The organism is Dyadobacter sp. CY327, from assembly GCF_021390415.1.
GTDB classification, from domain to species: Bacteria; Bacteroidota; Bacteroidia; order Cytophagales; family Spirosomataceae; genus Dyadobacter; species Dyadobacter chenhuakuii.
In genome coordinates, this window is record NZ_JAJUXJ010000008.1 from 172,128 (window position 1) to 187,033 (window position 14,906).

General features: G+C 45.6%; 10 protein-coding genes and 1 tRNA gene. 9 read left to right on the top strand and 2 right to left on the bottom strand.

The genetic code is table 11. The features are described from left to right. The first annotated feature begins 3 nt into the window (after positions 1-3). Positions 4-534: an HAD-IIIA family hydrolase gene (locus tag LZG74_RS23635; RefSeq protein ID WP_233798966.1), complete on the top strand. Its 531-nt coding sequence runs from the start codon at positions 4-6 to the stop codon at positions 532-534. Here LZG74_RS23635 and LZG74_RS26315 read toward each other — a convergent pair. After that, the gene (locus LZG74_RS26315) at positions 531-659 is read right to left on the bottom strand and encodes a hypothetical protein (RefSeq protein WP_255699627.1); all 129 of its coding nucleotides are present in this window, start codon (positions 657-659) and stop codon (positions 531-533) included. The two genes, LZG74_RS23635 and LZG74_RS26315, sit on opposite strands and share 4 nt — an antisense overlap. A gap of 112 nt (positions 660-771) precedes the next feature. Then, entirely contained in the window at positions 772-2,253 is a 1,482-nt protein-coding gene (locus LZG74_RS23640) for a decarboxylase (protein ID WP_026631817.1), read from the bottom strand. A 344-nt stretch (positions 2,254-2,597) separates the two neighbouring features. Here LZG74_RS23640 and LZG74_RS23645 point away from each other — a divergent pair, with 344 nt between their 5' ends. The 8 genes from LZG74_RS23645 (at position 2,598) to LZG74_RS23680 (ending at position 14,855) form a co-directional block, all read left to right on the top strand. After that, positions 2,598-3,224 (top strand): TetR/AcrR family transcriptional regulator, encoded by a 627-nt coding sequence (locus tag LZG74_RS23645; RefSeq protein WP_233798967.1) that lies wholly within the window; start codon positions 2,598-2,600, stop codon positions 3,222-3,224. Then, positions 3,214-4,575, top strand: a complete 1,362-nt coding sequence (locus LZG74_RS23650) for a TolC family protein (protein WP_233798968.1) — start codon at positions 3,214-3,216, stop codon at positions 4,573-4,575. Before LZG74_RS23645 ends, LZG74_RS23650 begins: the two co-directional genes overlap by 11 nt. Positions 4,576-4,625: 50 nt before the next feature. Then, on the top strand, positions 4,626-5,762 hold the full coding sequence (locus LZG74_RS23655) for an efflux RND transporter periplasmic adaptor subunit (RefSeq protein ID WP_233798969.1): 1,137 nt from the start codon (positions 4,626-4,628) through the stop codon (positions 5,760-5,762). Positions 5,763-5,794: 32 nt separating this feature from the next. Further along, positions 5,795-9,226, top strand: a complete 3,432-nt coding sequence (locus LZG74_RS23660) for an efflux RND transporter permease subunit (protein WP_233798970.1) — start codon at positions 5,795-5,797, stop codon at positions 9,224-9,226. A 118-nt stretch (positions 9,227-9,344) separates the two neighbouring features. Beyond that, positions 9,345-9,418: transfer RNA gene (locus LZG74_RS23665), tRNA-Pro, on the top strand. 158 nt (positions 9,419-9,576) lie between these two features. Further along, positions 9,577-9,777: a hypothetical protein gene (locus LZG74_RS23670; RefSeq protein WP_233798971.1), complete on the top strand. Its 201-nt coding sequence runs from the start codon at positions 9,577-9,579 to the stop codon at positions 9,775-9,777. Between the two features lie 82 nt (positions 9,778-9,859). Then, a complete protein-coding gene (locus tag LZG74_RS23675) occupies positions 9,860-11,308 on the top strand; it encodes a hypothetical protein (RefSeq protein ID WP_233798972.1) in 1,449 nt (482 codons plus the stop codon). 193 nt (positions 11,309-11,501) lie between these two features. Further along, on the top strand, positions 11,502-14,855 hold the full coding sequence (locus tag LZG74_RS23680; RefSeq protein ID WP_233798973.1) for a C25 family cysteine peptidase: 3,354 nt from the start codon (positions 11,502-11,504) through the stop codon (positions 14,853-14,855). The last annotated feature ends 51 nt before the right edge of the window (positions 14,856-14,906 follow it).

Consider the following 14,906-nt stretch of genomic DNA (forward strand, 5'->3'; position numbering starts at 1 on the left):
TTTATGTCTTTACCCAAAACAAAATGCATCTTCCTCGACCGCGACGGAGTGCTGAATGAGGATTGCCCGGATTATTTATACGAACTGGAAAAACTGGTGATTCCCGAAGGCGTTCCGGAGGCGCTTAAAGCATTTAATAAAGCAGGATTTCTGCTCATTGTGGTGACGAATCAGGCGGGGATTGCGAAAGGGCTTTACACGGCAACTAATGTTCATGCGATCCACGAAGCGATGCAAAAAGTCTCCGATAATGCATTGGACGACCTTTATTTCTCGCCTTATCACCCGAGCGTTTCAGGCGTTTCGCTTTCCCGCAAACCAGGCTCGCTTATGCTGGAAAAGGCGATTGCAAAATATAATATAGACGTAACACAGTCCTGGATGATCGGGGACCGTGACAGGGATATGGAGGCTGGGAAAAATGCGGGTGTGAGAACAATTCAGATTGTTCCCGAAAATGAAGCTTCAACTGGCGATTTTGCTGCTGTAAGTTTATTTGAGGCAGCTAAAATAATCCTGGAAGGTAAAATTTAGACTCTTTCAGCTGCGACCGACTGCGTAATTTTCTGCGTAGAACCGTAAGCCGGGCAAGCATGTTTGGTGCAAGATGCAAATGCAAGCGAACCGCAAATAGTAAGGAGAAGTAATAACTTTTTCATTTTCCTGTTCGTGTAAAAATTTTGTCACCGCAAAAATATAAAAAATAATTCTTTGAATGAGCGTTTTAGTTGGACTAATAACGAACTCATTCAAAGAACTTTATATCAAAGGTCAGATTTTTGTTTCGACCAATTCTTCCTCTTCGTCAATCGGCTGCATTTCCGTTCCGACATTCTTTTCAGGAACCACAAACGATTCTTCTTTAAAGCCTAAAATTTTAAGCATCGAATCGCTGTTCTGCTCTTCTGCAAAAACGCGCGTTACAATCTTGCCATCTTCGTCCTTATCCACCAAAACGTGTTTAGGGGCCGGGATCAGGCAATGCTGAATGCCGCCATAACCTCCCAGAGATTCCTGGTAAGCGCCGGTATGGAAGAATCCGATGTATTGTTTTTCCGAATCTTCTTCAAAAATCGGCATATACAAGTCAGCGCTGTGCATTTCGCTGTTGTAGAAATCCTGCGAATCACACGTTAATCCACCGAGATTGACCTTTTGATAAGGACTATCCCAGTTATTGATCGGCAGCATGATGTATTTCTGGTTCATGCCCCACGAATCGGGAAGCTGCGTAATGAACGAGCCGTTGATCATATACCAGAGCTCCTTATCATTTTGCAGTTTCTTGTCAATGATTTCATAAATCACCGCGCCGCTTTCACCCACAGTATAACTGCCGAATTCCGTAAAAATATGTGGAACAGGCACATTGTTCTTGTTACAGATCCACTGAATGTTCTCAATGATCTCGTCGATCATCTGCTGATAATCGTAGCCAGCCTGCAAAGAAGTCTGAATTGGCAAGCCGCCACCAATGTCGATGGAATCCAGTTCAGGACAAATTTTCTGCATTTCGCAGTATTTGAACATAAACCGGGTTAATTCACTCCAGTAATAAGCACTGTCCTTAATCCCCGTATTAATAAAGAAATGCAGCATTTTGAGCTTAAACCGAGGATTCGGTTCAATTTTCTCCTTATAAAGCTGTTGCACGTCATTATAACGGATCCCCAGACGCGACGTATAAAAAGCAAAATTCGGCTCCTCATCCGTTGCAATACGCATCCCAAAATTGACCGTATCGGCTGTAACCTGCTGTTCGTATGATTCAATTTCTTTGAGGTTATCCAAAATGGGGATAACATTGAACCCTTCGTTGATCAACTCGCTGAGATACTGCGTGTAACGTGGCAGCTTGTAACCATTGGCAAGCACGTAAGTGTTTTTGGTTACCTTACCCCGGCGATACAATTCGCGGATAATGGGAACATCAAAAGACGAAGAAGTTTCGAGATGTATATTATGCTTCAAAGCCTCTTCCAGCACGAAGCTGAAATGCGAAGATTTGGTGCAATAACAATAAGTGTAGCTTCCTTTGTAATTATGTCTTTTGAAAGCATTCCGAAAAAACATGTTTGCGTTCTCGATATGCTCCCCTATTTTCGGCAAATAATTGATTTTTAACGGCGTACCATGTTCTTTGATGATATCCATCAGTGGTACATTGTTGAACAGCAACTCATTATTATCAACATTGAACTCCATTGTAGGAAACTCGAATGTCTGCTGAATCAGGTCAATGTAGCTTTTCATTGATTTGTTTGTCGCGATAGCAATTAGTGAATTGGAAGTTAATAACTAAGACAAAAGACCCGAAAATTGGTCAGAATATGTGTCATTTCCAAACATCAGCAAGATGTAAATCATTCCCTCACCGGCGCATTTTATCTGGGTATTTGCCAAGTTCATACCTGAAATTTTCCGCTTAATAAGTTTTTGATTGGTCAAACGGACAATACGGACCTACTTTTGAGCTTCTCAGTGCTGGTATGCTATTATAACCGTCTGAATGCAAGCACATAGGGAACACCAGAAAACTTTCAGCATTTTCAAAGTTTTCTTAGTTTATTTCGAGCTAATATTTCAAATTTGCTTTCGTGAAAGAGCGAATTATAAAATCAGCCCTAAGTCTGTTCTGGCGCTATGGAATCAAGAGCGTTACCATGGATGATATTGCCAAAGATCTGGGGATTTCAAAACGGACCATTTACCAGCATTATTCCGACAAAGAGGCCATTCTGGCATTGGTGATCCAGAAAGAAATCATGGATCAGAAGTGTGAGATTGAGAAACTGGAAGAAAAAGCAGCCAATCCAATCGAGCAGATCATGCATTCATCGACGCAAATGCAGAACACACTTTCTGAAATGAACCCGGCCTTATTATATGATCTGAAAAAATATTACCCGAAGGCTTGGGAGCAGTTTGAAACGTATAAGCATGAGTTCCTGCTTAAAAACATCCGCGAAAACCTGGTAAGTGGCATTGAGCAGGGCCTTTACCGCCCTGATATCGACGTGGATATTCTCGCGTTGCTCCGCATAGAACAGATTGTGCTGGCTTTCGACCCGACCGTTTTTCCACAAAAAAAATTCAGTATGATGCATACCCAAATGCAGTTCCTGCTCCACTTTTTGAGAGGAATTTTATCAGAAAAAGGATTTGAATATTACAACACCATAAAAGACAGATCAGCAATTGAAATCAATACCCATGAAAAATGAACAAATAATACGCCGCAGCCTGATGCTGCTGGCGATTTTACTCGCCTTCGGTCCGCTCCGCGCGCAGGATTTCTCCCTGGAACAAGCCGTCGATTATGCGGTTAAGCATAATTTGAACATTAAAAATGCACAGTTGGATGCCCTTTCTGCGGAAGCAAGAATTGGTGAAATCAGGGCGGCGGGATTGCCTCAGTTGAGTGCGGCCGTTTCGGTGACCAACAACATTATTATCCCCCGGTTTTTCCTGCCTGCCAATGCGTTTGATCCCACAGCTCCTGCCGACGCGCCTCCCGCTGCGGTTGAGTTCGGGATTCCGTGGCAAGGTTCGGCTTCTGCCAATCTGAACCAGCTTATTTTCAACGGTTCTTATTTTATTGGTCTAAAAGCCGCGGCAACCTATCGTGAGCTGGCGCAGAAATCGACTACTTCTTCGAAAGTGCAAGTGGCTGAGTCGGTTACCAAGGCCTATTATTCCGCACAAGTTGCGGAGGAACGTGCCAAGCTCCTGGATCTGAACATTTCGCGCGTGGATTCACTGATGCGTGAGACCAAAGCGATGAATGCCAGCGGATTTGTGGAGCTTCTGGATGTTAACCGTTTGGAAGTGCAGATCAATAACCTGCAAACCGAGCGCCAGAAAGTGCAGAACCTGATCGAGCTTAGCTATGCTTTATTGAAATACCAAATGGGAATGCCTGCTAATGAGCCGATTAAGCTGACGGACGACATTAATGCGGTTAATGTGGATTCGCTGAGAGCAGAACTTGGCAACCCGGATCTTAATTATGAAAACCGCATCGAATATTCATTGCTGAACACGCAGGAAAAACTGGCCGGACTGGACCTTCGCAATGTCAGGAGCGGATATCTGCCTAGCCTGTCGGCTTCGGTGGGATATGGATATAATGCCGGTTATGATAAATTCTCGCAGCTTTTTACCGACAATTGGTACAACAACATGGTGCTGACCGTGAACCTGAACATTCCGATTTTTGATGGTTTTTCTAAAAGATACCAGATCAACCAGAAAAAGATCGCCATTGATAAGGTCAAAAACAGCCAGACACTGCTGAAACAGTCAATCGATCTGGAAAATAACCAGGCGAGCATTAACATTAAAAATGCATTTGCAACCCTGGAAACGCAGAAACGCAACCTGACGCTGGCCGAGGAAATTGTAAGGGTTTCAAAAATCAAATACAAAGAAGGCGTTGGGTCAAACATTGAGGTGATCAATGCGGAATCTTCCCTGAAAGAAGCGCAGACCAATTACTTCACCGCATTGTATGATCTGATGATCGCAAAAGTGGACCTGAGCAGAGCCAAAGGCGAACTTTATACTGAAAAATAAGCATCACATTAACACGAAAACAAAACTTGAAACTGCTATTTACCTACATCATGAAACGACATATTTTAATTATTACAGCCATGACCGTCCTGCTTTCAGCATGCGGCGGAGGAGAAAAGAAAGAAGGCGTGGCAGGCAAGAAAGAAGAGCTTGCCAAGCTGAAAGCGGAGCGTGCAGAGACCGAGAAAAAGATTAAAGCGCTTGAAATTGAGATCACAAAAATGGATCCAAACAAAGCCGCCGAAGCGAAAGTAAAACCCGTTAGCATTGACACATTAAATGCTGAAACATTCCGTCACTACGTAGAATTGCAGGGAACTGTGGACGCTAAAAACAATGTGTTGGTTACGCCAAAATCGGGCGGCGCTGTGGTGGCCATGTATGTAAAAGAAGGCGATTACGTGAAGGCCGGAGGCATTATTGGTAAAATCGACAACAGCATTCTGACGGAATCTATCGAGGAGCTGAAAACGCAAATGTCGCTTGCCAACACGATCTATGAAAAGCAAAAAAACCTCTGGGACCAGAAGATCGGAACGGAGATTCAATATCTGCAAGCCAAAAACAACAAAGAGGCTCTGGAAAGAAAGATGAGCACTTTGAATGCGCAATTATCGCAGACCAACATTGTGTCGCCAATGGCCGGTGTTGTAGATATGGTCAATGTGAAAGTGGGAGAAATGGCTTCTCCGGGCGTAGGTGTGGTTAGGATTGTGAATCTGAGCAATCTGAAAGTAATTGCAAAAGTGTCTGACACTTACGCCGCCAGCGTGAAAAAAGGCGATGAAGTGATCGTGAAATTTCCGGATTTGAAAAAGGAATATAAAGCCAGGATCACTTTCGTAAGCACGGCTGTGGACCCATTGTCGCGCACATTCACGATTGAAGCCAATCTGCCAACGAGCAAGGACATTAAGCCTAATATGATGGCACAAGTTCAGATCAATGATGCGATCAGCAAAAACGCGCTGGCGATCGATCAGAATTATGTTCAGAGCACTGAAAAAGGAAATGTTGTATATGTGGCTGTAACCGAGGGCAATAAGAAAGTAGCCAAGGCAAAAGAGGTGAAAACGGGATTGAGCTACAACGGAAAAGTTGAAATTCTTTCGGGCCTCACCGCGGGCGACCAGCTGATCACATTGGGTTACCAGGAAGTCTCCGACGGTCAGCCGATAAGCTATTAAGGGCTATTTATCTCATTCAACATTAGCTATTTATGAAATTCGAAGAATATAAAACCTTAGGCTTTACCAACTGGTGCGTAGAGAATCGGACGACGATTTACATCTTTACGTTTATCATTACGCTTGCCGGGTTTATGGTCTATAATAACCTGCCCAAAGAGCAGTTTCCGGATATCAAGATCCCGCAGATCTATATCAACACGATTTACTTCGGAACGGCGCCAGCGGATATTGAAAACACGATCAACAAACCCATCGAAAAGCAGCTGAAATCGCTGAATGGTGTTAAAAAGATCAAGTCAAATGCATTGCAGGATGTGTCTGTAATCCTGGTAGAATTTACGCCGGATGTGGCCGTGGAGGTCGCATTGCAGCGAGTCAGGGATGCGATTGACAAGGCTAAAACCGATTTGCCGCAAAACCTGGATTCGGGCCCCACGGCCCAGGATGTGAACTTCTCGGAGTTCCCGATCATGAACGTGAACATTGCGGGTAACTTCTCGTTGAAACAGTTGAAGCAATACGCAGAAGATTTGCAGGACGGAATTGAAGCATTGCCGGAAATTACGCGTGTGGATATTCTGGGTGCATTGAACCGTGAAATTCAGATCAATGTAAACCTGGACCGCATGAAATCATCCGGTCTGACATTCTTCGACGTGCAAAGTGCCATTCAGAGTGAAAATATCAACGTTTCGGGCGGTGAACTGAATGTACAAGGTGTGCGCAGGACGCTTCGTGTAAAGGGTGAGTATACCAATGTTGCCGATATGGCGAACATTCGCATCCGCACCGCAACCGGCGCAACCGTTCGCTTGGGCGACGTAGCTGAGGTTTCCGACAACTTTGAAGAACAGCAGGATTTTGCACGTTTGGCCAATAAAACGGTAATCACATTGAACGTCATCAAACGTTCCGGTGAAAACCTCGTGGACGCTGCCGACAAAATTGAGAATGTAATTGCGGACTTTAAAGAAAACCGCTTTCCTCCGGGCTTAGATGTAAAAATCACAGCCGATCAATCCATCCAGACGCGCGCTGATCTGCATGACCTTATCAACACGGTTGTGCTTGGATTTATCTTCGTGGTAATGGTGCTTATGTTCTTCATGGGTGTCCGTGACGCAATTTTCGTAGGACTTTCCGTACCGCTTTCCGCGCTCGTTGCATTCGTAATGATGCCGATCATCGGGCCGCTGGTAGGAACAGAATTTACATTGAACACCATCGTTCTTTTCGCCTTCCTGCTAGGGATCGGGCTTGTGGTGGATGATGCGATCGTGGTTATTGAAAACACACACCGCTTGTTCAACAACCATAAAGACTGGACAATCCAGCAGGCTGTAAAAGCGGCGGCGGGTGAAGTGTTTATTCCCGTACTTTCCGGAACATTAACGACCATCGCGCCATTCTTCCCGCTGCTTTTCTGGACGGGCATAGTCGGGGAATTTATGAAATTCATGCCGCTGACGCTCATTATCACGTTGGGAGCATCACTTTTTGTGGCTTATGTAATGAACCCCGTTTTCGCCGTTTCGTTTATGGGCCGCCATGATGATGAGAAGGAAGCGCACGACACCAGCTTCAAGGGAATCCGTCGGCCATTAATTATCCTCGCAGTGGCAGCGATAATCGGTTATCTGATCGACCGCGGTGTGGGTAACTTCTTCGTATTTATCCTGATCCTTTGGATTTTCAATCATTATATTCTGACACCAAGAATCCTTGTTCCATTCCAGGACCGCTTATTACCAGCTTTGAAAAACAACTATCGTAAGCTGATCGACTGGCTGTTGCGCGGATGGAGACCGGTTGTCGCGATTGCAGTTGTATTCGGACTTTTGATCTTCACATTTGTCCTGACCGGCATTGTGCAGCCCAAAGTACTTTTCTTCCCAAGCGGTGACCCGGATTATGTGTATGTGTACAATAAAATGCCAATAGGCACTGATGCGCGTGTGACGGATTCTGTGACCAAGATCATTGAAAAGAAGGTTTTTGATGTTTTGGAAAAAGAAAAAGCCATGGATATGGTGAACTCGGTAATTGCCAACGTGGGTAAAAACGCCGGTGACCCTTACAACCCAGACCGCGCCGCAACCCCGCACAAATCGAAAGTTACCGTAGCATTTGTTTATGGAACAGAACGCGGGGGACGTTCATCAGAAGCCATTTTACGCAAGATTCGCGAAGCAGTGAAAGGCATCCCGGGAGCGGAAATTTCAGTAGAACGCGAAGCTGTTGGGCCACCGACGGGTAAGCCTATTTCAATTGAGATTTCGGGTGATGATTTTGAAGTGCTTCAAAAACTTGAAAAAAGTGTTTTGCAAAAAGTACAGCAATCGGGCATTGAAGGGATTGACCAGCTGCGTTCGGATTTGGTAACGAACAAGCCAGAGATCGTCATCGACATTGACCGTGAAAAAGCTCAGCGCGAAGGCATTAGTTCGCAGCAAATCGCCCTAGCCGTCCGCACCGCACTTTTCGGTCTGGAAGTTTCCAAATTCCGCGACGATAAGGACGAATATCCGATCATGGTAAGGCTTGAAAAAGACGATCGCGAGCAAATTGAGAAGCTTTTGAGTCTGAACGTGGTTTACCGCGACATGAATATGGGCGGTGCATTGCGCCAGGTTCCAATCACGTCGGTGGCTAACATTCATTATTCCACAACATTCAGCCAGATCAACCGCCAGGACCAAAGCCGGATCGTAACATTAGGCTCGGACGTTTTGCCGGGTTACAATGCCAACGAAATCGTGGGACAAATTCAGGCATTGATTGAGGATATGGAAGTTCCGAATGGTTATATTATCAAAATGGGTGGTGAACAGGAAGAGCAAAACGAATCCATGGCGTTCCTCGGAACCGCATTTGGTGCCGCGATCCTGCTGATTTACCTGATCCTCGCCACGCAGTTCAACTCGGTTGTGAAGCCATTCATTATCTTCTTCACTATCCTGTTATCACTGATCGGTGTATTGCTCGGCTTTATCATCTTCAAAAAGGATTTTTCTGTGATCATGTCCGGTGTGGGGATCATTGCACTGGCCGGGATTGTGGTGAAAAACGGGATCCTGCTCATTGAGTTTATCGAAGAGCTCCGCGGGCGGGGTTACCCGATGCGCGAAGCCATTATCGAAGGCGGGGCGATCCGTTTAACACCAGTATTGCTGACCGCCTCGGCCGCCGTACTTGGACTTGTTCCGCTTGCATTGGGTATCACAGTCGATTTCGTAGGTCTGTTCAGAAACCTCGAACCGCACCTCATCATCGGCGGCCCGAGCTCCATTTTCTGGAACATTCTCGCCTGGACCATCATCTTCGGACTAACATTCTCGACGATACTTACATTGATCATGGTTCCGTGCATGTATTATGTAAACGAGCGTGTGCGGGATAAGTGGTTCAGAAAAGGGAAGCAAGAGGTCGTGAACCCGAATTGGCAGAACGAAACCATTTAGCAAATAAAAGATTTACTGCCTGTTTCAATTTTTTTCAAATTGGAATAGGCAGTATTCCAAAAATTCCTAGATTTGCAACCCCAAAGAGTTCGGGATCTGAGTCAGCTCAGTCTCATTTCGGGATGTAGCGCAGCCCGGTAGCGCACTAGCATGGGGTGCTAGGGGTCGCAAGTTCGAATCTTGTCATCCCGACAAAGCCTGGTCTAACAACCGGGCTTTTTTGGTTTTATGGCGTACTGCAAGGGTGATAGGAATCGCGAGCGGACGGAACGCATATCGGCATCGTCCAGCTTGGCACGAAAATTTACTAGCGCGGGATTTTTTCAACCACCCATCCACATTGCGAAATCATGAACGATCACACAGCTGACAATAAGCCCAGCCCTGATGAGCATGGCAGTGTCAAATTGGACGATTTATTCACACCCGGACTGTTTAGAAAGCGCGACGGGACTTCCTACAACCGGCCCCTGAACAAAACAAAAAGCGATAAGGCGAAAATCAAAAATCAGGAGGATAAAATCCTGACAGAGCCGGGCGGCAACATTTAAACGACCATTTGCCTGAGTCGATGTTGGCATAATTTTTAATGCATCGCCAGCCTAACAGTAAGTATCAAAATCAGTTTGAATTATGGGAAAAGATCAATCAGGTGGATTTCATCCGCCCAAAGGAAAACCTTCAACCATTAACAAAGTGGAGGGATTAGGAATTTCCAATGCGCCAGCTGAGAAGTTGGATGAATTTTTGGAATTGGATAATAAATATGTCGAAGACGACCTGACCCTGGATCCGTCGCTGCCGATCCGGCACCCGAACAGGAACACCTCAAAAGGCGAAAATTCTTTTAAGGGTAAGGAAAATAAGCCTGAAAGTGATAAAACAGCCGAGCTTTCGATAGATGACGAGAATAAAACCGAACCCGAAGAGCTTCCGCAGGTGCTTGATAAAGAGTTGTTTGTTGAGCTAGCCAGTTACCAGGCGCCCTGCTGCGTTACCATGTACATTCCTACCCATAAGTCGGGTGTGGAAGTGAACGAGAAAAAGGATTTGATTAATTTCAAAAATGCTCTTCAGGATGTTTCAAAACGGTTGGCTGATAGGGAAATTCCTCAGGCGGTAATCGAACAAATGCTGACGCCAGGTTATGAGCTGCTGCAAAACGACACATTTTGGGCTGGCATGAACGAAGGGCTCGCAGTCTTCATTTCGGAGGGTTATTTCAGGTATATTAAAATGCCGGTTGCTCCCGAAAACGAGCTGATGTGCGAAAAAAGCTTCTACGTCTCCCCGTTAATCCCGATCATGGCCAGCAAAGAGCATTTCTTCCTGCTTGTTATCAGCAAGCAGAAATGCAAGTTGTTCAGGGCGGATGCGTTTGGAATGGAATATATCGATGTGCCCGACCTGCCAGAGGAAATGATGGAAGTGAAACGGATTTCCGAAAAAGATGCGAGCACCGTTCGTGTAGCAAACAGCTCGGGAGGTGGCGCCAATTTTCACGGAATGGGCGGAGGCAATCCCGACGAGAAAGCCAACATTGCGACCTATTTCGAGCATGTAGATGATATTTTGTACAAACAAATATTGCATACCGAGAATGTGCCGCTTCTCCTGGCCGGGGTGGAATATCTGATCCCGATCTATAAATCCGTTTGTGACTACCATAATGTATGCAGCGAATCCATAACGGGCAGCCATGAGCACGACGATAAGAATGAACTGTACAAATTGGCCAAGGAAATTATGTTGCCTTATTTCGAGCAACCATTGGACAAAGCGCTGACGATCTTCGCCAATCAGTCGGCTACGGAACTCACTTCATCGTCTCCCAACGAAATCATTCCCGCAGCTTATTACGGCAGGATATCCCACATTTTCGTAAAAAAGGCAAATCACATTTGGGGCACATTTGATGAAAATTCGAACGAGCTCACACTTGGTGATTCAGAAAGTGCCGACTCGGAAGACTTGCTGGACGAAGCTTTGATTAAGACGATTCAGAACGGTGGCGAAGTGTATGTGCTGGACGAGGATAAAATGCCCGCCGAATCGCCTGTTGCGGCGGTGTTCAGATATTAGAATTATAGAGAGCTGAACACTTGTGAAGTTAACATATGAAGTGGCCCGTCGAGTTGATGCTCGGCGGGCCGTTTTGTTATTTGCCGCAGAATAACTGATTCCGCACGGTTACTCAATGTAAAGTTGCGTAGTGAACCGAGTGCTTTTTCTTGCGCAATGCAGGGTAACAGGCCTGCACATTCCCAAACCACATATGCTAGATTCTATTTCAATCCTGGCCAAAACAATGACACTAGCCATTGTTGCTTTGCTTATGCAGCACGCAGCCAGCGCGCAATGGGGGCCGCCGTATGCAAATGGTTGGATACATTATCAAAAGCCGTATGTGAAAATCGGGATAGCAAAAAAAGGCATCCACAGGATATCGCTAGCCTCCCTGCCGAAAGATTTTCCAACCGGATCTCCTGACAAATTGCAATTATGGAGACGGGGAAAGCAAATTTCCATTTTAAGCGCCAATAACAAGGAGGTTCTGTTTTACGCGCTTCCCAATGACGGAGCGAGCGATTCGCTGTTATACCGGCCCATGAACTCCCGGGTTAATCCCTATTTCAGCCTGTATTCTGACGAGGGTGCCTATTTTTTAACGGTCGGAGATGCGCAGGGTGACAGAGCAAAATCGGTCGAACAGCCTGTGGATCAGCGTTTGCCTGAACTCACATTCCATCAGGAAAAGGTAACTACGGTTTACCGGGAAGATTATACATTGAGCACGCTTAAATATGAGAGCACACCACCCTTTCTGAATAGTTTTTTTGTGAACGGCGCCAGCAAGACCAGTCGCATCCAGGATAGAGACGGGGCTGGTTCTATAACGGGAAATTTTGAGTTGAAGAACCTGGCCAGCCATGCGCAACTTCCTAATATCAAGCTGCTGATTCACGGCAGAAGCAACATGGAGCATCATATCGAAATTTATGTTGGTAAAAATCCAAAGTCATTGCGACTGGTAAATGTGCTGCCGATTTCAAGATTTAGTCCGGCTGCGTATTCGTTCGACTTAAAACCCGGAGATACCGATGCCGAAGGCAAAGGGATCATTTCGCTCAAAACGACCAAAGCGGATATATTGAACCGGTTTTCACTCACTTATTTCTCATTAAATTTCCAACAGTCACTTCAAATCGATAAGCAGGCAAGTAAGGAATTTACGCTGGTCCCTACCCCGGATCCATGGAGCAGGGTTAATATTAAAGGCGCTTCACAAGATTTCATGTTCCTGGAAATTTCAGACCCGGACAAACCTGTGATTATATCAGGCAAAAAAGAGGGCATAATGGTGCCCCGGCAAGCAGGCAAAACTCAGGTTCTGCTTGCTTCAAAAGAGATTATTAACGTTGATGCGGCCAAAATAAAGGCTGTTAAATTAAAACCATTATCTCCTAAGGAAGCGAACTTTATCATCATCACCACCGACACTTTACTGGAAAGCGCAAACCAATACGCTGATTACCGCGCTTCTCAGGCCGGAGGGAGCTTTAAACCTTTGGTTATGGAAATCCAGGAAGTGTACAATCAGTTCAATTACGGCGAACCCAGCCCGGTTGCCATCAGGAAGATGATGTCTTATATGCTTACCAAGGGTGGGAAGGACAAATATTTGTTCCTGATCGGGAAATCGATCACGCACAATGAGAAAATGAAGCGCGAGCTGCCGGGAGAAGTGCCCACGATCGGGTATCCCGGTTCTGACGTGCTGCTCGTGGAAGGCCTTGCCGGAGCGGCCAAGGATGTCCCTGCTATGCCGGTCGGCAGGCTGTCTGCTTTTATTCCCCGGCATGTTACCGACTATCTGGAAAAGGTAAAGCAGTATGAAAGTAAGAGCACGGATTACGCCTGGCGGAAGAATGTCCTGCATCTGAATGGCGGCAAAACCGTCGGCGAGATCACACAATTAAAAGGACTGCTAAGTATCCTGGAACCCGATGTTCAAAACGGACAGCTGGGTGGTAAAGTGAAACAATATGTAAAACAACAGGCAATGGCCGAGCCAGAACCCGTCAACATAGCGGCAGACGTCAATGCGGGAGCGGGACTGATCACTTTTTTTGGTCATGGGTCGACTTACATCACTGATTTGGACTTCGGCTACATTACGGATGCGCCTCGCAACTACAATAACCTGCGCAAGTATCCGATGATGTATTTCAATGGCTGCGGAGTAGGAAATATATTTACCGGAAGGTCCAACCAGAACCCGAAAACGCCTAAGTCAGATGACAGGATTACCCTTTCACTGGACTGGTTGCTGGCCGCTGACCGCGGCGCTATCGCAATCATTGCTAATTCCTTTCAAAGCTACGTAGGCCCCTCTGCGAAATATCTGCGCAGGTTGTATCACTATATGTTCACAGACCCGGCCACTGTGCATTTGCCGATCGGAAAAATCCAGATGGCAGTTGCCCGTGACATTGTCACCAAGGATAAGGATGAATACAGCATTGCCAATGTGCATCAGTCTTTGTTGCAGGGTGATCCCGCATTGCGGCTCGTCACGGTAGACAGGCCTGATTATTCAGTTGATCAGGAGGAAAGCATTTCATTACACTCAAAATCGGTGAGCCAGTCGCTTGAATCGTCTGATTCTTTGAAAGTTAAAGTCGAAATGCATAATAACGGCAGGTTCGTTGCCGGACAAGACGTGCGGGTTAAGGTGACGTATTTTGGGAAGCAGGGTAATGTTGTCAAAACACAAATGCTGAAATCTTTTCCTGCTCAAGACACATTACAAGTCACTTTTCTTAATTCAAAAGATATCCAAAAAATCCAGGTCCATGTAGATCCTGATCATTTGATTGAGGAACTAAACACAAGTAACAACATTACAGAACTGGATATTGATTGGGATATTATCAAGACAAAAACCACATTTTCCTCCGGGAATACAAGGGACATTGTGCCGCCTCTGCTCACAGTGGAGTTTAATGACGGATTATTACAACACAAGGAAACTATTTCAGCGGATCCGAATGTGACGGTGCTATTGTCGGATGACAGACTGCTTTTGCCGGATACTTCGCTGGTTGAAATATTCTTAAAGCGTTGTGGGGATGATAACTGTGATTTTGAAAAAGTCACATATGGAGAAAACGACATTGAAATCACGATCAAAGACACCAAATCACTACGGCTAAGTTATGCAACGGATCTTAAAGCAGGCACTTACGAAATCCTGGTCAATGCCAAAGACCGCGCCGGCAATGCAACCGCACAGCCTTATAGAATGCTTTTTGAAGTGGTTGATAATGAAAATCCGCCTACCGAACTCGTAGTAAGCCCTAACCCAACATCCGTGTATTTGCGTTTCGAGCTTAAAGTGGCAAAAAATGCGGATCTACGGGCCATCCGGACTGTCATTTACAATCAGCAGGGCATTGTTGTGGAAGATAAGCTCATCACAGTTTTACCGGGAACACTTACAAATGAATGGTATTGGCTGCCCGCCAATCCTGTGCCCGGACTTTACGTATATAAGGTTTTCTTGATCAATGAACGGAATGAACCCTTCGCAACATTGCCAGGCAAAGCAATCATCCATGGAAAATAAAAAGCCCAAAATGAGGTTTCAAACATTTTGAATGAAACCTCATTTCGGGCT

What these genes read in the sequence shown, in the direction of transcription:
- LZG74_RS23650 (WP_233798968.1), top strand. Translation starts at nt 3,214, where the DNA reads ATGAAAAATGAACAAATAATACGCCGCAGCCTGATGCTGCTGGCGATT.
- LZG74_RS26315 (WP_255699627.1), bottom strand. Translation starts at nt 659, where the DNA reads ATGAAAAAGTTATTACTTCTCCTTACTATTTGCGGTTCGCTTGCATTT.
- LZG74_RS23660 (WP_233798970.1), top strand. Translation starts at nt 5,795, where the DNA reads ATGAAATTCGAAGAATATAAAACCTTAGGCTTTACCAACTGGTGCGTA.
- LZG74_RS23675 (WP_233798972.1), top strand. Translation starts at nt 9,860, where the DNA reads ATGGGAAAAGATCAATCAGGTGGATTTCATCCGCCCAAAGGAAAACCT.
- LZG74_RS23670 (WP_233798971.1), top strand. Translation starts at nt 9,577, where the DNA reads ATGAACGATCACACAGCTGACAATAAGCCCAGCCCTGATGAGCATGGC.
- LZG74_RS23635 (WP_233798966.1), top strand. Translation starts at nt 4, where the DNA reads ATGTCTTTACCCAAAACAAAATGCATCTTCCTCGACCGCGACGGAGTG.
- LZG74_RS23680 (WP_233798973.1), top strand. Translation starts at nt 11,502, where the DNA reads ATGCTAGATTCTATTTCAATCCTGGCCAAAACAATGACACTAGCCATT.
- LZG74_RS23655 (WP_233798969.1), top strand. Translation starts at nt 4,626, where the DNA reads ATGAAACGACATATTTTAATTATTACAGCCATGACCGTCCTGCTTTCA.
- LZG74_RS23640 (WP_026631817.1), bottom strand. Translation starts at nt 2,253, where the DNA reads ATGAAAAGCTACATTGACCTGATTCAGCAGACATTCGAGTTTCCTACA.